21 protein-coding genes are annotated in these 24,709 nt (G+C 73.4%); 12 read left to right on the top strand and 9 right to left on the bottom strand.

Annotation, left to right across the window (positions count from 1 at the left end; genetic code table 11):
• Positions 1–63: 63 nt before the first annotated feature.
• On the bottom strand, positions 64–600 hold the full coding sequence (locus HEK131_RS05095; protein ID WP_030814019.1) for an HNH endonuclease: 537 nt from the start codon (positions 598–600) through the stop codon (positions 64–66).
• Between the two features lie 289 nt (positions 601–889).
• Between HEK131_RS05095 and HEK131_RS05090 the strand changes: the two genes are divergently transcribed.
• From HEK131_RS05090 to HEK131_RS05080, 3 genes are all read left to right on the top strand, one after another.
• Positions 890–1,999, top strand: a complete 1,110-nt coding sequence (locus tag HEK131_RS05090) for a mechanosensitive ion channel family protein (protein WP_161150921.1) — start codon at positions 890–892, stop codon at positions 1,997–1,999.
• 116 nt (positions 2,000–2,115) lie between these two features.
• The gene (locus HEK131_RS05085) at positions 2,116–3,381 is read left to right on the top strand and encodes a 6-phospho-beta-glucosidase (RefSeq protein ID WP_244333825.1); all 1,266 of its coding nucleotides are present in this window, start codon (positions 2,116–2,118) and stop codon (positions 3,379–3,381) included.
• Positions 3,372–4,364, top strand: coding sequence for an N-acetylglucosamine kinase (locus tag HEK131_RS05080; RefSeq protein ID WP_244333824.1), 993 nt, complete (start codon positions 3,372–3,374; stop codon positions 4,362–4,364). Before HEK131_RS05085 ends, HEK131_RS05080 begins: the two co-directional genes overlap by 10 nt.
• On the opposite strand, the gene HEK131_RS05075 is transcribed toward HEK131_RS05080, so the two are convergent.
• Positions 4,342–4,767: an SMI1/KNR4 family protein gene (locus HEK131_RS05075; protein WP_244333823.1), complete on the bottom strand. Its 426-nt coding sequence runs from the start codon at positions 4,765–4,767 to the stop codon at positions 4,342–4,344. The genes HEK131_RS05080 and HEK131_RS05075 overlap by 23 nt on opposite strands.
• A gap of 184 nt (positions 4,768–4,951) precedes the next feature.
• Between HEK131_RS05075 and HEK131_RS05070 the strand changes: the two genes are divergently transcribed.
• The 7 genes from HEK131_RS05070 to HEK131_RS05040 all read left to right on the top strand — a co-directional run bounded on the left by HEK131_RS05070 (position 4,952) and on the right by HEK131_RS05040 (position 15,670).
• Positions 4,952–6,367 carry a hypothetical protein gene (locus tag HEK131_RS05070; protein WP_432215611.1) on the top strand — a complete coding sequence of 472 codons (1,416 nt, stop codon included), beginning with the start codon at positions 4,952–4,954 and terminating at the stop codon, positions 6,365–6,367.
• Between the two features lie 14 nt (positions 6,368–6,381).
• Complete coding sequence (locus tag HEK131_RS05065; RefSeq protein WP_244451940.1) at positions 6,382–7,416, top strand: glutamate ABC transporter substrate-binding protein; 1,035 nt, start codon at positions 6,382–6,384, stop codon at positions 7,414–7,416.
• 49 nt (positions 7,417–7,465) lie between these two features.
• On the top strand, positions 7,466–8,773 hold the full coding sequence (locus HEK131_RS05060) for a hypothetical protein (protein ID WP_217465571.1): 1,308 nt from the start codon (positions 7,466–7,468) through the stop codon (positions 8,771–8,773).
• A complete protein-coding gene (locus HEK131_RS05055) occupies positions 8,770–11,226 on the top strand; it encodes a serine/threonine-protein kinase (RefSeq protein WP_244333822.1) in 2,457 nt (818 codons plus the stop codon). The genes HEK131_RS05060 and HEK131_RS05055 overlap by 4 nt, the downstream gene beginning before the upstream one ends.
• A 2-nt stretch (positions 11,227–11,228) precedes the next feature.
• Positions 11,229–12,533, top strand: a complete 1,305-nt coding sequence (locus HEK131_RS05050) for a PP2C family serine/threonine-protein phosphatase (protein WP_244333821.1) — start codon at positions 11,229–11,231, stop codon at positions 12,531–12,533.
• Positions 12,534–12,673: 140 nt separating this feature from the next.
• Entirely contained in the window at positions 12,674–13,999 is a 1,326-nt protein-coding gene (locus HEK131_RS05045; protein ID WP_244333820.1) for a vWA domain-containing protein, read from the top strand.
• A 42-nt stretch (positions 14,000–14,041) separates the two neighbouring features.
• Positions 14,042–15,670: an FHA domain-containing protein gene (locus HEK131_RS05040; RefSeq protein ID WP_244333819.1), complete on the top strand. Its 1,629-nt coding sequence runs from the start codon at positions 14,042–14,044 to the stop codon at positions 15,668–15,670.
• A gap of 9 nt (positions 15,671–15,679) precedes the next feature.
• Here the strand turns inward: HEK131_RS05040 and HEK131_RS05035 are convergent, their stop codons facing one another.
• Positions 15,680–16,657: a methyltransferase domain-containing protein gene (locus HEK131_RS05035; RefSeq protein ID WP_244333818.1), complete on the bottom strand. Its 978-nt coding sequence runs from the start codon at positions 16,655–16,657 to the stop codon at positions 15,680–15,682.
• Between the two features lie 96 nt (positions 16,658–16,753).
• Here HEK131_RS05035 and HEK131_RS05030 point away from each other — a divergent pair, with 96 nt between their 5' ends.
• The gene (locus HEK131_RS05030; protein WP_161149684.1) at positions 16,754–17,158 is read left to right on the top strand and encodes a globin; all 405 of its coding nucleotides are present in this window, start codon (positions 16,754–16,756) and stop codon (positions 17,156–17,158) included.
• 16 nt (positions 17,159–17,174) lie between these two features.
• On the opposite strand, the gene HEK131_RS05025 is transcribed toward HEK131_RS05030, so the two are convergent.
• From HEK131_RS05025 to ettA, 3 genes are read right to left on the bottom strand one after another with little or no spacing between them, the layout of a single operon-like run.
• Complete coding sequence (locus HEK131_RS05025; RefSeq protein ID WP_244333817.1) at positions 17,175–17,858, bottom strand: hypothetical protein; 684 nt, start codon at positions 17,856–17,858, stop codon at positions 17,175–17,177.
• On the bottom strand, positions 17,855–18,271 hold the full coding sequence (locus HEK131_RS05020; protein WP_217465578.1) for an acyl-CoA thioesterase: 417 nt from the start codon (positions 18,269–18,271) through the stop codon (positions 17,855–17,857). Before HEK131_RS05020 ends, HEK131_RS05025 begins: the two co-directional genes overlap by 4 nt.
• A gap of 7 nt (positions 18,272–18,278) precedes the next feature.
• A complete protein-coding gene (gene ettA / locus HEK131_RS05015; RefSeq protein WP_217465579.1) occupies positions 18,279–19,943 on the bottom strand; it encodes an energy-dependent translational throttle protein EttA in 1,665 nt (554 codons plus the stop codon).
• 181 nt (positions 19,944–20,124) lie between these two features.
• Between ettA and HEK131_RS05010 the strand changes: the two genes are divergently transcribed.
• The gene (locus tag HEK131_RS05010) at positions 20,125–20,346 is read left to right on the top strand and encodes a hypothetical protein (protein ID WP_217465580.1); all 222 of its coding nucleotides are present in this window, start codon (positions 20,125–20,127) and stop codon (positions 20,344–20,346) included.
• Positions 20,347–20,389: 43 nt separating this feature from the next.
• Here HEK131_RS05010 and HEK131_RS05005 read toward each other — a convergent pair whose 3' ends face one another.
• From HEK131_RS05005 to HEK131_RS04995, 3 genes are all read right to left on the bottom strand, one after another.
• Positions 20,390–21,739 carry a Cys-Gln thioester bond-forming surface protein gene (locus HEK131_RS05005; RefSeq protein ID WP_244451939.1) on the bottom strand — a complete coding sequence of 450 codons (1,350 nt, stop codon included), beginning with the start codon at positions 21,737–21,739 and terminating at the stop codon, positions 20,390–20,392.
• A 336-nt stretch (positions 21,740–22,075) separates the two neighbouring features.
• Entirely contained in the window at positions 22,076–22,552 is a 477-nt protein-coding gene (locus HEK131_RS05000; protein WP_244333816.1) for a single-stranded DNA-binding protein, read from the bottom strand.
• Positions 22,553–22,907: 355 nt separating this feature from the next.
• Positions 22,908–24,698 carry a GTPase gene (locus HEK131_RS04995; protein ID WP_432215691.1) on the bottom strand — a complete coding sequence of 597 codons (1,791 nt, stop codon included), beginning with the start codon at positions 24,696–24,698 and terminating at the stop codon, positions 22,908–22,910.
• Positions 24,699–24,709 lie beyond the last annotated feature (11 nt).

The raw sequence follows: 24,709 nt of genomic DNA, 5'->3' as shown, positions 1-24,709 counted from the left end.
CCGCCGCCGGTGCCCCGGTGACGCCGGGTTCGCCGGTGGCGGGCGTGAGAAAGGCCCGGAGCGTCAGGCGGAGATGCCGTCGATCCGGGCCAGAGCGGCGTCCGCGCCGTAGGGCTGCAGGTAGGGCAGCCAGCGCGGGTCCCTGTGCCCGGTGCCGATGATGCGCCAGGCCAGGCCGGTGGGCGGGGCCGGCTGGTGGCGCAGGCGCCAGCCCAGCTCGACCAGGTGGCGGTCGGCCTTGACGTGGTTGCAGCGGCGGCAGGAGGCCACCACGTTGTCCCAGACGTGCTTGCCCCCGCGAGAGCGCGGGATGACGTGGTCGACACTGGTCGCGACACCGCCGCAGTACGCGCACCGGCCCCCGTCCCGCGCGAACAGCGCGCGCCGGGTGAGTGGAACGGGCCCCCGGTAGGGAACCCGCACGAAACGCTTGAGCCGGACCACGCTGGGTGCGGGGACTGTGACGGACGCGCTGTGCAGATAGGCGCCGGATTCCTCGAGGGAGACCGCCTTGTTCTCCAGGACGAGGACGAGCGCGCGGCGGAGCGGTACGACGCCGAGGGGCTCGTACGACGCGTTGAGGACCAGGACATGCGGCACAGGGGCCTCCTTGGGCGTCGGCGGCGCGTGGCTCGCGCCGGGACGATCTGGTTCAGTCTCCCCTCATGCCTGGTCCGAGCGCCACCATGTGCCGGTAACGGGCCCGAAGTGTTTTCGACCACATGAGCGGTGCCTTCCGGTCAGCATGGCCTGTTCAGGCGGGGGTGGGGCAGGCGGTCTCCGGTGAAGGGGCGAGTGGGTGCGCAATGCCCCGTTAGTGTGGTGGTTCTGTCCGTCCGGTGACCTTTTCGTGATCTTGCCCGCCCGCCGGAGCGGACCGCGCAGCACCATGGAGGTACCCGCCGTGTCCCTGCCCGTCGCCCTACTGGCCGCCGGAGCGTCGCCGTCTCCCTCGCCCACGGGCTCGGACCCGGCCGTGCCGTCGCTCCAGGACGCCCAGCAGAACGCGGCGGACGCGGCGAGCTGGGTGGAGCAGAACTGGTCGACCTGGCTCGCCATGGGTCTGCAGATCCTGCTGATCGTGGTCATCGCGGTCACGCTGCGCGCCGTGGTGCGCCGGGCCATCACCAAACTGATCGAGCGGATGAACCGCACCGTGCAGGCGGTGGACCACACCGCGCTGGGCGGGCTGCTGGTCAACAACGAGCGGCGGCGCCAGCGCTCGGCGGCCATCGGCTCGGTACTGCGCTCGGTGGCGTCCTTCGTCATCCTCGGCACGGCCGCGCTGATGGTGCTCTCCACCTTCAAGATCAACCTCGCCCCGCTGCTGGCCTCCGCCGGTGTCGCCGGTGTGGCGATCGGTTTCGGCGCCCGGAACCTGGTCACCGACTTCCTGTCCGGCGTCTTCATGATCATCGAGGACCAGTACGGCGTGGGCGACACCATCGACGCCGGGGTCGCGACCGGCGAGGTGGTCGAGGTCGGCCTGCGCGTGACCAAGCTGCGCGGCGACAACGGCGAGATCTGGTACGTCCGCAACGGCGAGGTCAAGCGCATCGGCAACCTCTCCCAGGGCTGGGCGACGGCCAACGTGGAGGTCACCGTCCGCGCCGGCGAGGACCTGGACAAGGTCAAGTCCGTGCTGGACGAGGTCGCGGAGAAGATGGGCAAGGAGGAGCCGTGGAACGAGCTGCTCTGGAGCCCGATCGAGGTGCTGGGCCTGGACAGCGTGCTGATCGACTCCATGGTCATCCGGGTCTCCGCCAAGACCATGCCGGGCAAGTCGGTGTCGGTCGAGCGTGAGCTGCGCTGGCGGATCAAGCGGGCCTTCGACAAGGCGAGCATCCCGATCGTCGGCGGTGCCACGGCCGTGGTGCCGGAGGACGAGACCCCGGACCCGTCGGCGATGGTCGCCGCCCCCTCGGCGTTCGCCAGCTCCACCTCGCCGCAGTCGCTGGCCAGCAACCCGCTCACCACGCCGAAGCCTCCCGTGAAGTAACTGAAGCCTCCCGTGAAGTAGCGGCGCTCCGAACGGCTCGCTTCGTTGACGGACTCTCCCGCCTGCGCCTAGGTTCCTGCTGGCCGAGGAGCCCGTCGTACGCGAGGGAGTCGCCCGTGAGACTGACCGTGGTCGGCGGAGGTTCGACCTACACGCCGGAACTCGTCGACGGCTTCGCCCGGCTGCGGGACACGCTGCCGGTGACCGAGCTGGTGCTGGTGGACCCGGCGGCGGACCGGCTGGAGCTGGTGGGCGGGCTGGCCCGCCGGATCTTCGCCCGGCAGGGGCACGACGGCCGGATCGTCACCACCTCCGACCTGGACGCCGGTGTGGCGGGCGCCGACGCGGTGCTGCTCCAGCTCCGGGTGGGCGGACAGGCGGCGCGCGAGCGGGACGAGACCTGGCCGCTGGAGTGCGGGTGCCTGGGCCAGGAGACGACCGGCGCGGGCGGCCTCGCCAAGGCGCTGCGCACGGTGCCCGTGGTGCTGGACATCGCGGAGCGGGTCCGGCGGGCCAACCCGGACGCGTGGATCATCGACTTCACCAACCCGGTCGGCATCGTCACCCGCGCCCTGCTGCGGGAGGGGCACCGCGCGGTCGGGCTGTGCAACGTGGCGATCGGACTCCAGCGGAAGTTCGCCGCGCTGCTCGGCACCGGGCCGGGCGAGGTCCACCTCGACCACGTCGGCCTCAACCACCTCACCTGGGAGACCGCCGTGCGCCTCGGCGGACCCGACGGCGAGGACGTGCTGCCCCGGCTGCTCGCCGAGCACGGGGACGCGGTCGCCGCCGACCTGCGCCTGCCGCGCCCCCTGCTGGAACGGCTGGGCGCGATCCCGTCGTACTACCTGCGCTACTACTACCTGCACGACGAGGTGGTGGCCGAGCAGCGGGTGAAGCCCTCGCGGGCGGCCGAGGTCGCGGCGCTGGAGCGGGAGCTGCTGGCGATGTACGCCGACCCGGCGCTGGACGAGAAGCCCGCGCTGCTGGCCCGCCGGGGCGGGGCCTTCTACTCGGAGGCGGCCGTGGACGTGGCGGCGGCCCTGCTGGGCGGCGGGGGCAGCCCGTACCAGGTGGTGAACACGGTCAACGGGGGCACGCTGCCGTTCCTGCCCGACGACGCGGTGATCGAGGTGCCCGCCGCGGTGGGCCCGGCCGGGGCGAAGCCGCTTCCGGTGCCGGGCGTCGACCCGCTGTTCGCGGGGCTGATGGCGAACGTGACGGCGTACGAGGAACTCGCGCTGGACGCGGCGCTGCGCGGCGGCCGGGAGCGGGTGTTCCGGGCGCTGCTCGCGCATCCCCTGGTCGGCCAGTACGCGTACGCCGAGACGCTCACCGACCTGCTGCTCGCGCACAACCGGGAGCACCTGGCGTGGGCCTGACCGGGACCGTCCTCGCCGTCGACGCGGGCAACAGCAAGACCGACGTGGCCGTGGTCGGCGCGGGCGGTGAGGTGCTGGCGACGGCGCGCGGCGGGGGCTTCCGGCCGCCCGCGGTGGGCGTGGACCGGGCACTGGACGCGCTGGCGGTGCCGGTGGAGCGGGCGCTGGCCGAGGCGGGGGTGCCGTACGTCTCGCACGTCTCGGCCTGTCTGGCCAACGCCGATCTCCCGGTGGAGGAGGAGCAGTTGGCGGCGGCGGTGACCGCGCGGGCCTGGGGCGCGTCGGTGGCGGTGCGCAACGACACCTTCGCCATCCTGCGCGCCGGGGTGGCCGAGCCGCGGGGCGTGGCCGTGGTGTGCGGGGCCGGGATCAACTGCGTCGGCATGCGTCCCGACGGCCGTACGGCACGCTTCCCGGCCCTCGGCCGCCTCTCCGGCGACTGGGGCGGCGGCTGGGGCCTGGCCGAGGAGGCGCTGTGGCACGCGGCCCGCGCGGAGGACGGCCGGGGCGAGGCGACCGAGCTGGCCCGCACGGTCCCGGCCCACTTCGGCCTGCCCACGACGGCCGCGCTGATCGAGTCCCTCCACCTGGGCCGGCTCGCCCCGGAGCGCCGCCACGAACTGGCCCCCGTGCTCTTCTCGACGGCGGCCGGAGGCGACCCGGTGGCCCGCTCCCTGGTCGACCGCCTTGCGGAGGAGGTGGCCCTGATGGCCACGGTCGCCCTGACCCGCCTGGACCTCCTCACCGAGCCCACTGCGGTCCTGCTGGGCGGCGGCGTCCTGGCGGCGGGCCATCCTCAGCTCGACCAGGGCATCCGCACCCGCCTGGCCGCTCAAGCCCCCCTGGCGGAGCCCCAGTTGATCACCGCTCCCCCGGTCCTGGGCGCGGCCTTGCTGGGCCTGGACCATCTCGGTTCCCCGCCCGGCGCCCAGGCGCGGGCCCGCGCGCACTGGGAGGCGGCTACAAGTCGAACGCCCCGCTGACCGACCGCTCCAGGTGGTCGGCGAGGCTCCCGGCGACCCAGGTGCGGCTGTCGGTCTCGTGGTCCCAGACGAACACGTCGGGCCGGTCGATGCGCGCGAGGACGGCGTGGAGGTCGCCGCCTCCGGTCTCCCCGAAGAAGACCAGCGGGTCGAACGGCATGTACAGCGAGGCGAATTCGGCGCCGCCGCGCAGCGCCACGTTCTCCGCCGCGAGTCGCTCGGCGGGCCAGAGGAGTTCGGTGCCGTACTCGCCGGTGATGCCGTCGGCGGCCGCGAGGAGCGTGGCGAGGGCAGGGGGCAGGGCGTGCCCGAGTGCGGTCGCGCAGTCGGCGAGCGCCGCCTCGGTGGCGGGCGGAGCTGCCTCGGCGGTCTCGGGCAGCGTCGCGATGAATTCGGGCCACATGGCAGGTTCGTGCTCCAAGTAGTCACCGGTGGGGAACCGTTGGGGAATGGTATGGCGTGTTCCTGGACAGAGGGGGTAGAGCCCGCTTCTCGGCCTGATCCGATCAAGATGCGGTGAAGGCTGGTGCGAAGGGGGGCGGGTGCGGCGATACTGACGGCCAACGGATGACCATGGGGGAGGTCAGGTGACACAACCGCCGCAGAGCAGTACCGCGTTCGCACCACCGGTCACCTCGGCCACCGCGACCGTCCCCGCCCAGCGCGGCCGGTCCGGCCTGCCGCCCGTGCGGCGCACCGCGTTCGTCGAGGGCGCCGAGCGGCTGCGTGCCGCCGCGACCACCGAGCCGGGCCGCTTGCGGGTCATCGGTGCCGTACTCGCCCTGGTGGTCGTCGCGTTCGGCGCCGTCACCGCCTGGCAGAGCGGCGAGCGGGCGAGCGCCGCCGACGACGTGCTCACCCGCAGCCAGCCGCTCAGCTCGGGCGCGGCCGCCATCTACCGCTCGCTGGCCGACGCCAACACCGCGGCCTCCACCGGCTTCCTGGCCGGCCCCCGGGAGAGCGCCGCGAACCGCGCGCGGTACGAGGACGACATCCGTACCGCCGCCTCCGGCCTCGTCCGCGCGGCCGCCGACACCGAGCCGGGCTCCCCCTCCGAGGCCACCGTCCGCAAGCTGAACCGACTGCTGCCCGAGTACAAGGGTCTGGTCGAGCGGGCCCGTGTCTACAACCGCCAGGGCTATCCGGTCGGCGGCGCCTATCTGCGCTACGCCAACGAGAAGATGCAGACGGAGATGCTCCCGGCCGCCCAGGACCTGTACACCAAGGAGAACCAGCGGCTGGACGCCGACTACGCGGACGCCACCCCCTACCCCTGGGCGGCGATCGCGCTCGGTCTGCTGGCGCTCGCCGCGCTGGGCCTGGCCCAGTACCGGGACTTCCGCCGCACCAACCGCGTCCTGAACCACGGCCTGGTCGCCGCCTCCGCCGCGACCGTGGTGGTGCTGCTGTGGCTGGTCGTCGGCCACACCGTCGCCCGCTCCGGCCTGTTCGGCTCCTACGACCACGGCATCCGCTCGCTGAACGTCCTGCACAACGCCCAGATCGCCGCCCTGAAGGCCCGCGGCAACGAGAACCTGAGCCTGGTGGCGCGCGGAGCGGAGACCGTCGAGGTGAACGGCACCAAACAGGACGCGTACTACCACGCCTTCGACCAGGACCTCGCGGCGCTCGGCACCCGGCTCACCGAGGCCCGGCGGCTCGCCGACGACGTCGAGGGCGGCGCCCCGGTCGACGCGGCCCGTGCCGACGCGGACGAGTGGCGGGACCGGCACGGCACGGCCCGCGGCGAGGACGAGAAGGGCAACTACCAGCGGGCGCTGGACCTGGTGATCGGCGCCGACGGCACGACCGGGGCGTCCTTCGACGGCGTCGACCGCAGCCTGTCCCGTGCCCTCGGCCACGAGCAGGCGGAGTTCGACCGCGCCGCGACCGGCGGCCGGGACGCCATGACCGGGCTGCCCGAGGGCGCCGCCGTGCTCGGTGTACTGGGCGCGGCGGGCGCGGTGTTCGGCATCGGGCGCAGGCTTTCGGAGTACCGGTGACAGGGGGCCAGGTGATGGACGCGGCGCGGATACGCGCACGGCTGCGCGGCTGGGGCGGGGTCGGCACGATGGCGGTGCTGTGCGCGCTGGCGCTGGCGTTCGTGACCCTGCTCCCGCGCACCCAGGCACACCCGACGTCCGGTGCCGGTCCGGCGGGCCGGAGCCTGGTCACCGGCACCCCGGCCCGCGCGGACGACTGCGAGGAGTCCGAGGCGCAGAACCGGACCCCGTCCCCCTCCGGCGCGGACGGCCCGACGATCGACGCCATCAAGGCCCGCAAGGGCGACAAGCGCAAGCTGGTCGTCGGCGTCGACCAGAACAGCTACCGCTGGGGCTACCGCAACCCGGGCACCGAGGGCGCGGAGCTGGAGGGCTTCGACATCGACCTCGTCCACCGCATAGCCGAGGACATCCTCGGCAGCCCGGACGACGTGCAGTTCAAGGCGATCCCGACCAGCCAGCGCATCACCGCGATCCGGGACGGCCGGGTCGACATGGTGGTGCGCACGATGACGATCACCTGCGAGCGGCTGCGCGATGTGGCCTTCTCCGCCCCCTACTTCAAGACCGGCCAGCAACTGCTGGTGCCCGACGTCTCCGGCATCGAGGGCTACGACGAGACGCTGGCCGGCAAGAAGGTCTGCACGGCGGCCGGTTCGACCGCCTACGGCAAGCTGAAGGCCGACCGGGAGCGCAAGGTGCTGCCCACGACCACCGACTTCTCCGCGACCGTCCCCAACCAGCTCGACTGCCTGGTCCGGCTCCAGCTCGGCGAGGCGGACGCGGTGGTCACCGACGGCGCGCTGGCCGCCAGCCAGGCGGCCCAGGACCCCACGGTGCGGGTGCTGGGCAAGCCGTTCACCACCGAGTACTACGGCGTGGCGATGCGGAAGGACGCCACCGACCTGGTGCGCCGCGTCAACCGCGTACTGGTGGACTACCGCGGCGACGGCTGGCAGGCGTCCTACGACAAGTGGCTCTCGGCCACACTGGGCAAGGACGCGCGCTCCTCCAGACCGCCCGCCCCGAAGTACCTGCGCGAGAGCTGAAGCAAGCACGCACGGGCCGAAGTGACCACACAGCAGCGAGAGGTGATCGATGGGCGTCACGGACCCCGCCGGGCCGGTGATGGACCGGGACGAGGTGGACCGTGCGCTGGCGCGGCTCGGCCAGGAGCACGAGGCCATCGAGACCTCGCTGTTCGCGCTCCAGGACCACGCCGGCCGCAGGCTCCTCGAAGGTGCCGAGCTGACCGGTGTCACCAAGGAGCGGTGGGCCGCCACGGAGGCGTCGATCACCCTGCTGTGGACCTGCTTCGACGCGTACACCGCCGCTCTGCGCGGGGCCCGCGAGATCCGCGCCCGGCGCCGCTGGTCCAGCCGGGAGGACCTGGTGGAGCTGACCGGTCTGCTGCGCGGGGAGTCGGTCACGGTGGCGGGCGGCGCCCAGCCCTCGGGCTCGGCCGTGCTCAGCGAGAGCTTCACCCTGGCCGCCCTGGTGGACCGGATGAACGAGCTGTACGCCTCCTCGCTGGACATGGTGGTGGCCGCCGACGCCGTCTGGTCGGCACTGCCCGCCCGCATCGACTTACTGGCCGCCGAACTCCAGCGCACCCGCAGACTGGCCCACTCCGTCGGCGTCCGCCCCGGCGAACACCCCTCCGGTGACGACCTGGAGGGCATCACCCGCACCCTGACCGGGCTGCGCGAGGAGGTCGTCCGCGATCCGCTCGCCCACTGGGTGCCGGCCGGGGGCAGTTCGGCGCCCGGCGGCGGCCGCCCGGACACCACGGTGTACGACCGGGAGGCGCGGGCGCTGGAGGACGTGCGGCGCGAGATCGACGCGGTGCTGACCGTCCGGCAGGACGCCGAGGAACGGCTGATCCGGCTGCGGGACGTGCTCTCCCGCGCCGACCGCACCCTGGCCGAGGCGCGCACCGCGCGCGGCGAGGTGCTGGCGAAGATCGCCGCGACCGAGGTGCCGGTGGTCAGCGGACCGCCGACCGCGCTCCAGGAGCAGTTGGCGACGGCGGCGGAGTACCGGCGCCAGGCCCGCTGGCACCGCCTCTCCCCGCTGCTGGAGTCCCTGGAGCAGCGGGCGGAGGACGAACTGCTGCGCGCCCGCGAGTCGTTGACGGCCGTCACCGCGCCGCTCGCGGTCCGCGCCGAGCTGCGCGGCCGCCTGGACGCCTACCGGGCGAAGGTCACCCGGCACGGCCTGGCCGAGGACCGCCTGCTGATCGAGCGGTACGACGCGGCCCGCCGGATGCTGTGGAGCGCGCCCTGCGATCTGCGCGTGGCCGAGCAGGCCGTACTGCGCTATCAGCAGGCGGCGGCCGAGCTGCTGGCCCCGCCGAGGGTCCCGGAGCAGTACGCGCCCGAGGACGGCAAGGGGGACGGGGAATGAGCGAGGAACGGCGCACCTGCCAGCGGCCGGACTGCGCGGGCGTCTACGAGGACATGGGCGGCGGCGAGCTGTACTGCGACACCTGCGGGCTGGCTCCCGTGGTCTCCCCGGCCGTCAACTCCGTTCCACAGCAGGTGGGTTCCATCGGTTCGGCGCCGACCGGGATCAACGGCGCCGCCACGCGCAGCTCCTCCCAGTCCTCCCGCTCCCGGCGCTCGGTGTCGGGGCGGCTCTCCCGCTCGGTGTCGGGGAAGTCGGGCGGCCGCTCGGTGTCGGTGCGCGGCTCGGGCTCGGCGTCCGGAGCCTCGGGGCGCGGGCGGCTGGGCGCCGGCCTGGTCGTGGTGCCGCAGGTGCCGAGGCCCGACCCGCGCGCGATGGTGCTGGACAACCCGGAGGTGCCCGAGCGCAAGCGGTACTGCTCGCGCTCGGACTGCGGGGCGCCGGTCGGCCGGGCACGCGGGGAGCGGGCGGGCCGTACGGAGGGGTTCTGCACCAAGTGCGGGCACCCGTACTCCTTCGTGCCCAAGCTGCGGTCCGGGGACATCGTGCACGGCCAGTACGAGGTGGCGGGCTGCCTCGCGCACGGCGGGCTCGGCTGGATCTACCTCGCGGTGGACCGGGCGGTGTCCGACCGCTGGGTGGTGCTCAAGGGCCTGCTGGACACCGGTGACCAGGACGCGATGGCGGCGGCGATCTCCGAGCGCCGGTTCCTCGCGGAGATCGAGCACGCGGGGATCGTGCGGATCTACAACTTCGTCGAGCACCTCGACCAGCGCACCGGCTCCCTGGACGGCTACATCGTCATGGAGTACGTCGGCGGCAAGTCGCTGAAGGAGATCGCCAACTCCCGCCGCACCCCGGACGGCAGGCGGGACCCGCTGCCGGTGGAGCAGGCGTGCGCGTACGGCATCGAGGCGCTGGAGGCGCTCGGCCATCTGCACAGCCGCAACCTGCTGTACTGCGACTTCAAGGTCGACAACGCCATCCAGACCGAGGACGAGCTCAAGCTGATCGACATGGGCGCCGTGCGCCGCATGGACGACGAGGAGTCCGCGATCTACGGCACGGTCGGCTACCAGGCCCCCGAGGTCGCCGACGTCGGCCCCTCGGCCGCCAGCGACCTGTACACGGTGGGCCGCACCCTGGCCGTCCTCACCTTCGACTTCCAGGGCTACACGACCGTCTACGCCGACTCGCTGCCCGACCCGGACACCATCGAGGTCTTCCGCCGCTACGAGTCCTTCTACCGCTTCCTGGTCCGCGCCACCGACCCGGACCCGGCGCGCCGGTTCGCCTCCGCACAGGAGATGGCCGACCAGCTCACCGGCGTGCTGCGCGAGGTCGTGTCGCTGAGCACCGGGCAGGCGCGCCCCGCGCTGTCCACCCTGTTCGGGCCCGAAGTACGCGTGACGGACACCGAGTTGTTCCCCGCGCTGGACGGCGAGGTGTCCCGGCTCGGCGCCCGCGAGCTGCCCGGACCGGGCCGTCCGCCCGCGCTGCCGCCCGCCCTGGTCAGACCGGTCGGCACCCCGGCCGCCGCGCTCGCCCTGCCCGTCCCGCTGGTCGACCCCGGCGACCCGGACGCCGGTTTCCTGGCGGGCCTGGCCGCGTCCGCGCCGGGCGAGCTGATCGGCGCGCTGGAGGCGGCGCCCGGCCAGAGCGTGGAGACCCGGCTGAGACGGGTGCGCGCCCGGCTGGAGCACGGCGACCGCGAGGCCGCGCTGACGACCCTGGCCCGGCTGGACGAGGAACGGCCCGACGACTGGCGGGTGGTGTGGTGCCGCGGCGTGGCCGCGCTGGTCACCGGCGACTTCGAGAACGCCGCGCTCTCCTTCGACGCGATCTACGACGCCTTCCCCGGCGAGGCCGCGCCCAAGCTGGCGCTCGGCCTGTGCGCGGAGGTGCTGGGCCAGTTGGACAACGCCGCCGAGTACTACCGGCTGGTGTGGGCGACCGACCCGAGCTTCGTCAGCGCCGCGTTCGCCCTGGCGCGGGTGCGCCTGGCGAGCGGCGACCGGAGCGGGGCCGTACGCACGCTGGAGTCGGTGCCGGAGTCGTCGATCCACTACACGGCCGCGCGGGTCGCGGCGGTGCGGGCGCGACTGCGGGGACGCACGGCGGCCGCGGGTGACGTACCGTTCCTGGACGACCTGACCGCCGCGGCGGGCCAGGTCGAGGCGCTGGACGCGTACGGGCTCGACCCGGCGCGACGCGAGCGGTTGTCGGCCGAAGTCCTCGGCTGCGCCCTTGACTGGATACTCTCCAGAGGTCAGGGCACCGCTCGGCCGGTCACCGGCGGGCGGGTGCTGCTCGGCAGCGGTCTGGACGAGCGGGGTCTCCGCTTCGGCCTGGAGCGCGCCTACCGCACGCTGGCCCGGCTGGCGCCCGGCGGCGAGGAGAGGATCGAACTGGTGGAACGGGCCAACCGTTACCGCCCCCGGACGTGGGTGTAGTCATGTCACAGATGCCCCAGCAGGCCGCACTGTCCAGGTGCCCGAGCTGTGCGGAGCCGCTCGAACCGGGCGACCTCTTCTGCGGCGCGTGCGGATACGACCTGTCGGCCGTGCCCGCGCCGCCCGAGGACCAGCCCACGCTCACCATGACCGGCGCGCCGGACGGCGACGTCGACTGGCCCGAGCCGGAGCCGGCCACCACCGGCAGCACCGAGCCGAGCGCCCACCGGGCGGCCGACGTACCCGGCACCGACTCCGGCGGCTCCCCGCTGTCCGCGCCCGCACCGGCCGCGTCCGGGGTGCGTTTCGACCGGCCCGCCGAGCCCGACGAGTACCCGCTCCAGGCCCCGGACCCGCGCGCCGAGACCCCCGCCGCCGAGGCGGGCGGCACCGCGCAGGTGTGCGTGGCCTGCCGTGCGGGCCGGGTGGACGGCGACGGCTACTGCGAGAACTGCGGGCACGCCCAGCCCCGCGAACGCGACCACATGGAGCGGGAGTCGGGCCCGGTGGCCGCGGTCAGCGACCGGGGTCTGCGCCACCACCGCAACGAGGACGACTTCGCCGTCGCGTACACCGCGCTGCCCGACGGCTCGCCCGCCACGCTCGCCGTGGTCTGCGACGGCGTGTCCTCCGCGACCCGGCCGGACGAGGCGTCGACTGCCGCTTCCCGCGCGGCCGGTGACGTACTGCTGGCCGCCCTGCCGCGCGGCACGCACCCGCAGGCGGCGATGCACGAGGCGATCGTGACGGCCGCCCGCGCGGTGGACGCGCTCGCCGGGGAGCCCGAAGCGGCCCGCGAGCACGCCCCGCACCAGAACGCCCCGGCCTGCACGATCGTCGCCTCGGTGGTCGCATCAGGGCTGCTGGTGGTCGGCTGGGTCGGCGACAGCCGCGCCTACTGGGTGCCGGACGACCGCTCCGCGCCCGCGGCCCGGCTGACCGAGGACGATTCCTGGGCCGCGCAGATGGTGGCGGCCGGCCTGATGAACGAGGCGGAGGCGTACGCCGACGAGCGCGCCCACGCCATCACCGGCTGGCTCGGCGCCGACGCCTACGAACTGGAGCCGCACACCGCGTCGTTCAAGCCCGACCGGGCAGGTGTGGTGCTGGTGTGCACCGACGGTCTGTGGAACTACGCCGAGGCGCCCGAGGAGATGGCCGAGGTGCTGCCCCCGGACGCGGCCGCCCGCCCGCTGCACGCCGCGCGGGTGCTGGTGGGGCACGCGCTGGACGCTGGGGGCCACGACAACGTAACAGTGGCCGTCGTGCCGTTCCCCGCGCCGCCGCAGGGGGCAGGATCGGCCTGAGGGCGTCGCCGCGCGGGTGACCGCGCGCGGCCGCGGCGGCCTCGCGTACGGGGAAGCAGGGGCGGACGCGGAGGGGACCGGTCCGCCCGAACGCACGGCCTCGCCTCGGCGGGGCGTGTCCTAGGGGGATGTGAACCAGCATGGCCAACTTCGCCAGACCGGGTGCGCCGCGGTTCTCGGTGGACGTCTACCAGAACGAGTACCTGCCCGAGGGCGGCCGCGAGGTCAACGCCATCGTGACCGTGACGGCGACCGGCGGCGGCAGGCTCGCCGGGGCACCGGCCGGGCGGGGTGCCTCCGCCGCCGTGGTGCTCATGGTCGACTGCTCGGGCTCGATGGACCACCCGCCCACCAAGATGCGCAACGCCCGCGACGCCACGGCCGCCGCCATCGACACCCTGCGCGACGGGGTGCACTTCGGGGTCGTAGACGGCACCCATGTCGCGCGCGAGGTCTATCCGGGCGGCGGCCGGCTCGCGGTGGCCGACGCCACCACCCGCGCCCAGGCCAAGCAGGCGCTGCGCAGACTGAGAGCGGGCGGCGGCACCGCGATCGGCACCTGGCTGCGGCTGGCCGACCGGCTGCTGGCCGGGGCGGACGTGGAGATCCGGCACGGCATCCTGCTGACCGACGGACGCAACGAGCACGAGTCGGCCGGAGAGCTGAAGGACACCCTCCAGGCGTGTGCCGGGCGGTTCACCTGTGACGCGCGGGGCGTGGGCACCGACTGGGAAGTGAAAGAAGTCACAGGCATCGCCTCCGCCCTGCTCGGCACCGCCGACATCGTGGCCGATCCGGCCCGGCTCACCGACGACTTCACCCGGATCATGGAGTCGACGATGAGCAAGGGCGTCGCCGACGTCGCCCTGCGGGTGTGGACGCCGGTCGGCACGAGCATCAAGTTCGTCAAGCAAGTGGCGCCCAATGTCGAGGAGTTGACCGACCGGCGCACCGAGGCGGGCCCGCGCGCCGGGGACTACCCCACCGGCTCCTGGGGCGACGAGTCCCGCGACTACCACCTCTGCGTGGAGGTCCCGGCGGCCGGACTGGGCCAGGAGATGCTGGCCGCGCGGGTGTCGCTGGTGGTGCCCCAACCGGACGGATCGGTACAGAATCTCGGCGCGCAGGGGCTCGTACGAGCCGTGTGGACCGACGACATGGCGGCCTCGACCTCGCTCAACTCCCAAGTCGCCCACTACACCGGCCAGGCCGAACTGGCGCAGGCCATCCAGGAAGGGCTGGATCTACGGAAAGCGGGCGATATGGACGGAGCAACGGCCAAACTGGGACGTGCCGTTCAGCTCGCGGGAGTGTCGGGGAACGCGGATACTGCGAAACTGCTTGCGAAGGTGGTGGACGTGGTCGACGCCCCGACCGGTACTGTGCGGTTGAAGGCGAAGGTCGCGGAGGCCGACGAGATGACTCTCGAGACCCGGTCCACGAAGACTGTTCGCGTCAAGAAGTGACCCTGTAGAAACCGATACCTCAGCAGAAGGGGTACCACCGACATGCCGACCTGCCCGAACGGACACCAGTCGGGTTCCGACGACTGGTGCGAGGTCTGTGGTCACCGCATGGCCGGTGCCGTGCCTCCGCCCCCGCCCCCGTCCGGCGGCGGCTACGGATTCCCGCCGCCCCGCGCCCAGGGGCGGCCCGCCTCCGGCGGGGAGGCGGAGCTGTGCCCGCAGTGCCGTACGCCCCGCGAGGGCGGCGCGCCCTTCTGCGAGGAGTGCCGGTGGAACTTCCTGACCAACACCGCCACCTCCTACACCCCGGCGGCCCCGCCCCGGCAGCAGCAGCCCCGCTACCAGCCGCCGAGCCAGCCGTTCGGCGGCGGTGACGGTGACGGGTTCGACTACCAGGGCTCGCGGCCCTCGCAGGTGAACCGGCCCGCCGAGCCGATACCCCCGTTCGACAACGAGCCCTCCGGCCCGACGCCGTTCGGCGCCGGGCGCGGCCAGGCGTCCCCGCCGCCCACCTCGGGCGGCTCCTCCCCCTTCGGCGAGCGTCGGCAGGGCCCTCCGCCGGGCTTCGGCGGGGGTCCGGGTCAGCGGCCCGGTGGCCCTGGTTCCGGTCCCGGCCAGCAGGGCGGGCCGGCGGGTCCGGGTGGTCCCGGTGGTCCCGGTGGTCCCGGCGGCCCCGGCTATGGCGGTCCCGGCCGTCCCGGCGGCCCGGGTGGTCAGAGCGGTCCCGGTGGCCAGGGTGGTCCCGGCGGCCAGGGCGGCCCCGGTAGCTTCGGCGGCCAGCGCGGCCCCGGCGGCTCGGACAACTTCGGTGGCCAGCGTGGCCCCGGTGGCCCCGGCGGCCAGGGCGGCCCCGGCAACCCCGACAGCTTCGGCGGCCAGCGCGGTCCGGGCGGCCAGAGCGGTCCCGACAGCTTCGGCGGCCAGCGCGGCCCCGGTGGCCAGGGTGGCCCCGGCGGCCCCGGTGGCCAGTCCGGTCAGGGCGGCCAGTCCGGCCCGCCTCCCTTCGGGCGTGAGCCCTCCGCGTTCGGCAACGCCCCCTCCCGGCAGGCCGCGCCGCCGTCCGGCCCGTCCGCGCCCACCGGCTTCCCGCCGGAGGGCGGCCGTGCCCCGGCCTCAGGCCCGTCCTTCGCCGACGACGACTGGGTGATCTCCCCGCCGCCGTCGAACGGCCCCACCGGGAACCCCGGTGGCGGCTACGGCTACCCGCAGCCCGGAGCCGGACAGACGCCCGGCTTCCCGCAGGGCGGCCGGAACCCGCAGGGCCCGGCCACCTGGTCCGCGACCATCGGCCCGGACCGCGAGTACTTCATGGCGATGATGCACCGCTCCGGCCCCGAGGCCGCGGGGCTCAACCTGCCCGCGTACTCCCCCGAGCAGCAGCGCGCGCTCAGCGGCAACCAGGTGACCATCGGCCGCCGCCGGCACTCCACCGGCGACACCCCCGACATCGACCTGTCGGTGCCGCCGGAGGACCCCGGTGTCTCGCACCAGCACGCGGTGCTGGTGCAGCAGCCGGACGGCAACTGGGCGGTCGTCGACCAGAACTCGACGAACGGCACCACGGTCAACGGCTCCGACGAGCCGATCCAGCCGTTCGTGCCGGTACCGCTCCAGGACGGCGACCGGGTGCACGTGGGCGCCTGGACGACGATCACCGTCCACCGGGACTGAGCCGGACGTTCACGGCAGCGGCCAGGCGTGGCGGCCCTCCGGGTCGTCCAGCCAGGCCCAGGCGCGGGGGCCGCTGACCGTGACGCCGTACCGTTCGCGGTCCGGCATCCCCGCGCTCTCCCACAGCGCGTACGCCCGCGAGGGCTCCAGCCTGTTGCGGACCAGGCCGAGCAGGAAGCCGAACGACTCCTGGTCCCGTGCCCGCCCCGGCAGCCCGCGCAGCGACACCGGCTCGGCCGGGGCCCGGCTCTCCCCGCGCAGCGGCACGAAGTAGGCGCCGGTGCGCAGGAAGCGGCCCTCGGCGCGGCCGGACCCGTCGACGGTGAGGGTGAGCAGCCCGTTGTTCAGCGGCGCGACGATCCGGGCGCCGGGCGCGCACTGGCCGATCCAGGGGCGCGGCACCGTGGGCAGCATGCAGGTGGCGATGATCCCGTCGTAGGGCGCGTGCGCGGGCACCCCGTACGCCCCGTCGCCGGTGACCACCACCGGGCGGTACCCGGCCCTCGCCAGGTTCCGCGTGGCCGGCCCGGTGATCTCCGCTTCCATGTCGACGGTGGTGACCAGCGAGTCGTCGCCGAGGCGGTGGGCGAGCAGGGCGGCGTTGTAGCCGGTGCCCGTGCCGACCTCCAGCACCCGGTTGCCGTCCCGGACGCCCAGCGCGACCAGCATGCGCGCCATCAGCGAGGGCTGGCTGCTGGAGGAGACCAGCTCACCGTCGTGCAGCCGGGTGGCCAGCGGGGCGTCCGCGTAGGCGCCGCGCGCCCAGCGCTCGCGCCCGGCGGGGTCGGGGTCGTCGGCCGTGTGGCGCTCGTAGCCGCCGAGGACGCCGACGTAGTAGTACGGCACGAACAGATGCCGGGGCACCTCGGCGAACGCCTCCCGCCAGACGGGGTCCGCGCGCCAGGCGCCGTCGCCGTCGATCTGCCGGACCAGCGCGGCCCGCGCCTCGGCGGCCACCTGGGTCAGCTCGGAGTCATAGGCGCCCATACATCCAGATTAGGGGTGATCCGGGGGCGGCAGGGGCGGGCGATGGCCGGTCCTACGCCTTGAGTCCTCGGCCCCCCGGTCTGAGACCATGGACGGGTGAACGAGATCCGACGTGGCACGCTTCAGGAGCAGACCTTCTACGAGCAGGTCGGCGGGGAGGAGACCTTCCGCCGGCTGGTCGGCCGTTTCTACGAGGGCGTCGCCGAGGACCCGCTGCTGCGGCCGATGTACCCGGAGGAGGACCTCGGCCCGGCCGAGGAGCGGCTCACCCTGTTCCTGATCCAGTACTGGGGCGGACCCACCACCTACGGCGAGAACCGCGGCCACCCCCGGCTGCGGATGCGGCACGCGCCGTTCGCCGTGGACCGGGCCGCGCACGACGCGTGGCTCAAGCACATGCGGGTGGCGGTGGACGAGCTGGAGCTGTCCGAGGAGCACGAGCGGACGCTCTGGAACTACCTGACGTACGCGGCGGCCTCGATGGTGAACACCGCCGGCTGAGGCGTCCGGGCGCCGGTCAGCGCACGCTGACGCCGAGCCTCCCCAGGCCCGCGCGCCGCACGGCGATGGAGCCGTAGGGGGTGCGCAGCCGGAGCCACGGTCCGGAGGAGAACAGCCCGGTGTCCTCGCCGACGGCGGGATCGGGCGGCCGCAGGAAGCCCAGTGAGTGCGCGGCGTGGACGGCGCGCACCGGAAGAGGGGTCGGGCCGACCTCGCGGGACCAGATCTCCCGCCCGATCCGGTCCAGTTCGGCACGGGTGCGCTGTTCGGGCGCCAACGCCTCGGTACGGGACCGGAATTCGGCCACCGAGTCGACGACGGTCCGGTGCAGCGCAGCCGGGCCGGGCAGCCCCGTCTCGGGCTGCCAGCCACCGCGCGGCGGCAGCACCCCGGCCCAGGGCGGTCCGGTGACGGGGGCGGGTACGACGGCGGTGACCGATCGCTCGTCCACCGACTCCAGCAGTTCACCCGCCGAGACGGTCACGTCGAGCGTGGCGTCCAGCCCGTCCTCGTACGGCTTGGCGAGGCGCACCGCGCGGACGGCGAGCACCTCGAAGGAGGGCGGCCGCCCGAACACGGCGAGCGCGGTCCCGGCCGCCTGGAGGCGTACGGCGGCCGCGCGGTCGTAGCGGAGCAGCCGGGTGAGGAAGGCGGCGAGGTCGGCCGCCTCCGTATCGTCGGCGAGGTGGAGCACCGTCATGCGGCGACGGCCTTCTCCTCGGCGGCCTCGTCCCGGTACTCCTGGAGGAACTCCCGTTCCTCCGCGGTGATCCGGCGCGGCCGCTGGGCCTCGAAGTCGAAGGGCACGACGACGGTGGAGGCCCGTACGTACACGGTGTCCGCGTCCTTCACCTCGTAGGTGATGGTGAAGGACGCGGCCCGGACCTCGGTGATCCACAGCTCGACGTCCACCGGGTGGTGCCGGTGGACGAGCTGCCGCTTGTAGTCGATCTCGTGGCGCGCCACGACCGACCCCTGCTGGAAGTCCTTGTCCGGGCGGAACAGGAAGTCGATACGGGCTTCCTCCAGGTAACGGAGGAACACCACGTTGTTGACGTGGCCGTACGCGTCCATGTCCGCCCAGCGCAGGGGGCAGCGGTAGATGTGGCGCAAGGTGTGATCAGCCCCGGGTCAGCTTCTTGTAGGTGGCGCGGTGCGGACGCGCGGCGTCGGCGCCGAGCCGCTCGATCTTGTTCTTCTCATAGGACTCGAAGTTGCCCTCGAACCAGAACCACTTGGACTCACCCTCGTAGGCGAGGATGTGCGTGGCGACCCGGTCCAGGAACCACCGGTCGTGGGAGACCACGACGGCGCAGCCGGGGAAGTCCAGCAGCGCGTTCTCCAGGCTGGAGAGGGTCTCGACGTCCAGGTCGTTCGTGGGCTCGTCGAGGAGCAGCAGGTTGCCGCCCTGCTTGAGGGTGAGCGCCAGGTTGAGGCGGTTGCGCTCACCGCCGGAGAGCACGCCGGTCGGCTTCTGCTGGTCCGGGCCCTTGAAGCCGAACGCGGAGACGTAGGCGCGGGACGGCATCTCGACCTGGCCGACGTTGATGTAGTCGAGCCCGTCGGACACGACCTCCCACAGCGTCTTCTTGGGGTCGAGGTTGGCGCGCGTCTGGTCGACGTAGGAGATCTTGACGGTCTCGCCGACCTTGATGGCGCCGGAGTCCGGGGTCTCCAGGCCCTGGATCATCTTGAACAGCGTGGTCTTGCCGGCGCCGTTCGGGCCGATGACGCCCACGATGCCGTTGCGCGGCAGGGTGAAGCTCAGGCCGTCGACGAGGATCTTCTCGCCGAACGCCTTGTTGAGGTCGTTGACCTCGACCACGATGCTGCCCAGACGCGGGCCCGGCGGGATCTGGATCTCCTCGAAGTCCAGCTTCCGCATCTTGTCGGCCTCGGCCGCCATCTCCTCGTAACGGGCGAGGCGGGCCTTGGACTTGGCCTGACGGCCCTTGGCGTTGGACCGCACCCACTCCAGCTCTTCCTTGAGCCGCTTGGCGCGCTTGGCGTCCTTCTGACCCTCGACCTTCAGACGCGTCTGCTTGGTCTCGAGGTAGGTGGAGTAGTTGCCCTCGTACGGGTACGCGCGGCCCCGGTCGAGCTCGAGGATCCACTCGGCGACGTTGTCCAGGAAGTACCGGTCGTGGGTGATGGCCACGACGGTGCCCGGGTACTTGGCCAGGTGCTGCTCCAGCCAGTTCACCGACTCGGCGTCGAGGTGGTTGGTGGGCTCGTCGAGGAGCAGCAGGTCGGGCTGCTCCAGCAGGAGCTTGCAGAGCGCGACACGGCGCTTCTCGCCACCGGAGAGGGTGGTGACGGGCCAGTCGCCGGGCGGGCAGCCCAGGGCGTCCATGGCCTGCTCGAGCTGGGCGTCGAGGTCCCAGGCGTTGGCGTGGTCCAGCTCCTCCTGGAGCTTGCCCATCTCGTCGAGCAGCGCGTCGGAGTAGTCGGTCGCCATGAGCTCGGCGATCTCGTTGAACCGGTCGAGCTTGCCCTTGATCTCGGCAACACCCTCCTGGACGTTCTCCAGGACGTTCTTGCTCTCGTTCAGCGGGGGCTCCTGGAGCAGGATGCCGACGCTGTAGCCCGGGGAGATGAAGGCGTCACCGTTGGACGGCTGCTGCAGCCCCGCCATGATCTGCAGCACGGTCGACTTACCGGCACCGTTCGGACCGACGACGCCGATCTTCGCCCCCGGCAGGAAGTTCAGGGTGACGTCGTCGAGGATCACCTTGTCGCCGTGCGCTTTGCGCGCCTTGCGCATGGTGTAAATGAACTCAGCCAAGAGAAACCGTCCGGCAGCTTGAAATCTGGCAGTGGGCAGATACACCCCATCTTGCCGTACGGCCACCCCTGGGAGGAAACGCGTTCCGGCGGGGGGCTGTGAGCTGGGGGTTCGGGTGGAGGCGCCGTCAGCCGCGGCGATCGGCTCCGGCCAGGCGAGATCCACTCCTACGATCAAGCCCATGACGAGCTCTCCCGAGTCCTGGACCGTGCGCCACTTCTCGCAGGCCAACCCTGCCGGTCCGGGGTGCGACAGCGTGCCGGCGCTGCTGCGGAGGCTGGCCGACTCCGTGGAAGCGTTGGGCCCGGCCGAGATCCAGGACGTCGTCATCGAGTCGGAGATCACCGAACACGGACCCTGGTGGTCGGGGACCGTCTACTTCCACCTGCCGGAAGACGACTGATCACCGGTTCCGGCACCCACGGGCGGAACCGGGCGCGGGGCCGTCACTCCCCGGCCCGGTTCTCCCGCCCGCGCAGAACGACCAGCACAGCCCCGCCGATCACGACGAACCCGATGGCCGCGCCCGTGATCACCGGCGTCAGCGCGGACCCGCCCGTGGACGCCAGGTCCGTCCCCGTGGGGGCCTCGCCGGGCAGGGCGACCGGGGTGGGCTCGCTCAGGGTCTGGGCGGACTCGGTCGTGGCCGGGCCCTGGGTGGCGCAGTCGAGGATGCCGGTGAAGCGCTGGGTGAAGCCGTTCGGGCCGGTGACCGTGAAGTCGTAGGACTGGTCCTCCTCGAGGGGGACCGTGATCGTGTCGGCCTTGCCGGGGGCGACCGTGTGCTCGGTGCCCATCAGCTCGAAGGTGAACGGCTGGTCGCCCTTGTCGGCGACCGTGACGTCCACCCCGCCCTCGGCGCAGTTCTTGCGGGCCGACACCGCCGGTACGGCACCCTCGGCCGCCCAGGTGGCGTCGACGGTCGCGGAGACCGTGGACTCGCTGGAGCCGGCCAGGATCTGCGTCTGGCTGCGCGACTCGGAGGCGAAGGCGCGGCCCACCGGCACGGTGGTGGAAGCCTGCACGGCGACCTGCACCGTGGCGTCCGGAGCACTCTCGGGGATGTCGAAGTAGAGCTGGCTGCCGTCGTGCGCCGAGGTGATCACCTTGCCGGTGCGGTCGATGATCCGCACCCCCTCGGCCGCCGCGTCCACCGGAGGCGAGACGATCACACCGGCGGCGTCGGTGTGCACGGTCACCGGGCCCAGCAGGTCGCCGGGGCGGCCGGAGACAGCGGGCGGGTCCAGGGTCAGCGAGGCGCGGGGCTCGGCGGCGGGGCGGGCGCTCTTCTCCAGGTAGTCGGCGAGCTTCTCCGCCTGCGGGTCCGTCGCCTCGACCTTCGCCGCGTCCGAGTAACGCCAGATGGCCACCTGGGTCCCGGCCGCCGCGTCCTGCTCGGTCAGCCCGGTCGCTCCGGCCTTGTGGGCGAGCGCGTCGAGGTCGTTCACCTGCGGGTAGGAGTGCTGGAGTATCCAGCGGATGCGTCCGGCGTTCGCGTTGGCGCCCAGCGAGGTGCCGCTCCAGGGGGTCTCCTGGTACTTGGCGTCGCGCTGCGTGGGGTTGTGCAGGTCGACGCAGTACGTCTGGAGGGTGCCGCCGCCGTCCACGGACATGTCGAACAGGCCCGCCGGCACCCGCAGGTCGGTGCCGTTCTCATGGATCACGGCCTCGCCGTACGTCTTGAGGCCGTTGATCGTGGCGGTCGCCCCGTTCTGCGTCTGCGGTTTCTCGTCGGCCAGGGCCGTACCGGCACCGGACAGCACACCCGCTGCCGCCAGCCCGCAGGCCAGCGCCATGGCACCGGCCCGGACGGGCACGGTGGACCGGGTGGACCCAGAGAACGCAGCAAGCACAGAATTCCCCTTCGAGCAGGACCCGTTGGACATGTGGGGGCGGTCCCACCAGCAGAAATCACCAACCCCTAGGGGCACGCCTGGGCATCCTATGGATCAACAGACCCGCTACCCGGCGGTCAGATGGCAGGACGGGTGATCCGAGCTGTAATCGTTATCGCGGGCACACATCTTGAGCTGGGCTCATCGACAAATCCGTCACTTCACAAGGGGCGTTCGAGGGCGCATTCGCCGATAAGCCGCGTCTCGGCCGGAGCGCCCCCAGAACAGTCCCTGACGTCACGTCATCAACACTGCGGGTGCGTCCTGTTGATCCGGCACATCCGCCTCCGGCTCCGCGGGTGGTGTCTCCCACTGCGGCTCCGGACGCGCGGCCGGCCTCGGTGGCGTCTCCGGTTTGGCCGCGCGGCGGAACGCGGCCGTGCCCCGCGTCAGATCGTGGCCGATCGTCACCGCGTCGATGTCGGCCGACGCCCACGCCTGCTGTCCTTCGCGCGCCTCGGTCCGCACCTTGAGCCGGCCCTGCACCACCAGCGGCTGCCCCACCTCCACCGAGGCGGCCACGTTGACCGCGAGCTGCCGGTTGGCCCACACGGTGAAGAAGTTGGTGTGCCCGTCGGTCCAGAGACTCTTCTCCCGGTCCCAGTACCGCGCGGTCACCGCGAGCCGGAACCGGGCCGAGGGACCGCTCGGCAGCTCCCGGTACACCGGCGGTGTCGCCACATTGCCCACCACGCACAGCACGGTCTCGTTCATCTGAACCCCTCCCTCACCGGCGCTCACCGCCGGACAGCCGGTGCCGGTACGGGCCCGTCCCGTACGGCTTCCTGTGCCGTGCGGCGCGCACCGGTCTCACTCGTGGCGCGCCGCACGGCCGCCGACCGCGAGGTCCGCCCGCCCAGCTTCCTCACCTGGTCCGCCGGGCAGGCGGTGCGATCGCCGTGGCACCAGACTGCCCCCGCCCCGGCCGACCCCGCCGACCGCTGTGGACGGCTCCCCGGTTGTGGACAACTCCCTCACCCGACCAGGTGGTCACCAGGTCCCGAAGCCCCGCCCCGCCGTCCCGAAGCCCCGCCCCACCATCCCGAAGCCCCCCGTCGTACAGCCGGCCTCACCGGCCGACCCCCACCCCCGCGATCCGCCCGTACTGCTCCCGCACCTCCCGGTACCGCAGCAGCTCCGCCGCCACCGGGTCCAGCACCCGCGCCCGTCCGCAGCTCGCGGCCGCCTCCCGCAGCCGTCGCTCCGCCTCCTGGCCGTACCGCCGTGCGGGCCCCCGCGCCGCCAGGCGGCAGCTCCACTCCACCAGCGGACCGCCCACGATCCCGCACAGCATCAGCAGCACCGGCACACCCAGGTTGGGCGTCAGCAGGCCCGCGATCTGCCCCGCGAGCCACAGCCCGCCCACGATCTGCAGCAGCGTCATCGCCGCCTGCACCAGCACCGCCAGCGGCCACCAGCCCGGCCGGGGCGGGCGGCCCGACGGCAGCCCGGCCTGCCCCGCCAGCTCGTCCAGCGACTCCGACAGCCCCTGCGACCCGCGTACGGCCGCCTCGCGCACCGCCTGCGCCCAGGGCGTCGGCAGCTCCGCCGCGGCCTGGTCGGACACCGTACGGACCGCCTGCTCCACCCGCTGGCGCGCGGTCGCCTCGGCGTCGGTCTGCGGGCGTACCAGCAGGCTGCCGGTCTGCGGACCGCCGCGGTCGTGGTACCAGCGCCACAGCCGCAGCCAGGGCGTGCCGCAGGCGCGGTTGGCGCTGCGCAGCCAGGCGCGTTCGGCGGCTTCCCCGGCCGCCGTGGCGCCGACCGCGTCCGCGAGCCGGCCGGAGAACTCCTCACGTGCCTGTTCGCTCAGGCCCACGCCCTGCCCGGCGGCGTACACCGGCCGCAGATCCGCCGCGGCCGCGTCCACGTCGGCCGAGACCCGGCGGGCCGCCGCTCCCCGCTCGGCGACGAACTTGCCGAGCACCTCGCGCAGGTCGGCCACGCCGTCGCCGGTGAGCGCGGACAGGGCGAGCACGGTGGCGCCGGGTTCGTCGTACTCGCCGAGCGCGATGCCGTCCTCGTCCAGCAGTCGGCGCAGGTCGTCGAGGATCTGCTCGGTGGCCTCGGCGGGCAGCCGGTCGGTCTGGTTGAGGACGACGAACATCACCTCGGCGTGGCCCGCCATGGGCCGCAGATAGCGCTCGTGGAGCGCGGCGTCGGCGTACTTCTCGGGGTCGACCACCCAGATGACCCCGTCGACGAGCTTGAGGACCCGGTCGACGTGCTCGCGGTGCCGCACGGCGGCCGAGTCGTGGTCGGGCAGGTCGATCAGGACCAGCCCGCGCAACTGCGCCTCGGCCTCGGCGCTCTGCAGCGGGCGGCGGCGCAGCCGGCCGGGGATGCCGAGGCGGTCGATGAGGGTGGCGGCGCCGTCGCTCCAACTGCACGCGATCGGCGCGGCGGTCGTCGGACGGCGTACCCCGGTCTCCGAGATGGGCACTCCGGCGAGCGTGTTGAAGAGCTGGGACTTGCCGCTGCCGGTCGCGCCCGCGATGGCGACGACGGTGTGCTGCCCGGACAGCTTGCGCCGCGCGGTGGCCTCGTCCAGGACGCGGGCGGCCTCGGCGAGGGTGTGGTTGTCGAGGCGGGCACGGGACAGCCCGACGAGTTCGCGCAGCGCGTCTAGCCGGGAGCGCAGGGGCCCGTCGTACGCCAGGGGCGCCGGGGGGCCGCCGCCGGTCACGCCGCGCGCGGGGGCTTCGGCGGGTGTGGTGCCCTCGGTGGCACGGCGGGCGATGAGGCCGTCGTCCCAGGCGTCGCTCTCGACGGGGGCCTCGTCGCCGTCGGGACGCTGGTCGCCCTCCACGCGCGCGTGCGCCTCCTCATCGGCGGGACCCGTGTCGTCGACGTGATCCATCTGGTCCTGTT

The sequence above is a fragment of the Streptomyces seoulensis genome, from assembly GCF_022846655.1.
In the GTDB taxonomy this organism is placed as follows: Bacteria; Actinomycetota; Actinomycetes; order Streptomycetales; family Streptomycetaceae; genus Streptomyces.
The sequence above is the reverse complement of the archived record's forward strand: the minus strand, read 5'-3'. Positions and strand labels throughout refer to the sequence as shown.

What these genes read in the sequence shown, in the direction of transcription:
- HEK131_RS05090 (WP_161150921.1), top strand. Translation starts at nt 890, where the DNA reads ATGGAGGTACCCGCCGTGTCCCTGCCCGTCGCCCTACTGGCCGCCGGA.
- HEK131_RS05075 (WP_244333823.1), bottom strand. Translation starts at nt 4,767, where the DNA reads ATGTGGCCCGAATTCATCGCGACGCTGCCCGAGACCGCCGAGGCAGCT.
- HEK131_RS05065 (WP_244451940.1), top strand. Translation starts at nt 6,382, where the DNA reads ATGGACGCGGCGCGGATACGCGCACGGCTGCGCGGCTGGGGCGGGGTC.
- HEK131_RS05060 (WP_217465571.1), top strand. Translation starts at nt 7,466, where the DNA reads ATGGGCGTCACGGACCCCGCCGGGCCGGTGATGGACCGGGACGAGGTG.
- HEK131_RS05055 (WP_244333822.1), top strand. Translation starts at nt 8,770, where the DNA reads ATGAGCGAGGAACGGCGCACCTGCCAGCGGCCGGACTGCGCGGGCGTC.
- HEK131_RS05050 (WP_244333821.1), top strand. Translation starts at nt 11,229, where the DNA reads ATGTCACAGATGCCCCAGCAGGCCGCACTGTCCAGGTGCCCGAGCTGT.
- HEK131_RS05045 (WP_244333820.1), top strand. Translation starts at nt 12,674, where the DNA reads ATGGCCAACTTCGCCAGACCGGGTGCGCCGCGGTTCTCGGTGGACGTC.
- HEK131_RS05040 (WP_244333819.1), top strand. Translation starts at nt 14,042, where the DNA reads ATGCCGACCTGCCCGAACGGACACCAGTCGGGTTCCGACGACTGGTGC.
- HEK131_RS05035 (WP_244333818.1), bottom strand. Translation starts at nt 16,657, where the DNA reads ATGGGCGCCTATGACTCCGAGCTGACCCAGGTGGCCGCCGAGGCGCGG.
- HEK131_RS05025 (WP_244333817.1), bottom strand. Translation starts at nt 17,858, where the DNA reads ATGACGGTGCTCCACCTCGCCGACGATACGGAGGCGGCCGACCTCGCC.
- HEK131_RS05010 (WP_217465580.1), top strand. Translation starts at nt 20,125, where the DNA reads ATGACGAGCTCTCCCGAGTCCTGGACCGTGCGCCACTTCTCGCAGGCC.
- HEK131_RS05005 (WP_244451939.1), bottom strand. Translation starts at nt 21,739, where the DNA reads ATGGCGCTGGCCTGCGGGCTGGCGGCAGCGGGTGTGCTGTCCGGTGCC.
- HEK131_RS05000 (WP_244333816.1), bottom strand. Translation starts at nt 22,552, where the DNA reads ATGAACGAGACCGTGCTGTGCGTGGTGGGCAATGTGGCGACACCGCCG.
- HEK131_RS04995 (WP_432215691.1), bottom strand. Translation starts at nt 24,698, where the DNA reads ATGGATCACGTCGACGACACGGGTCCCGCCGATGAGGAGGCGCACGCG.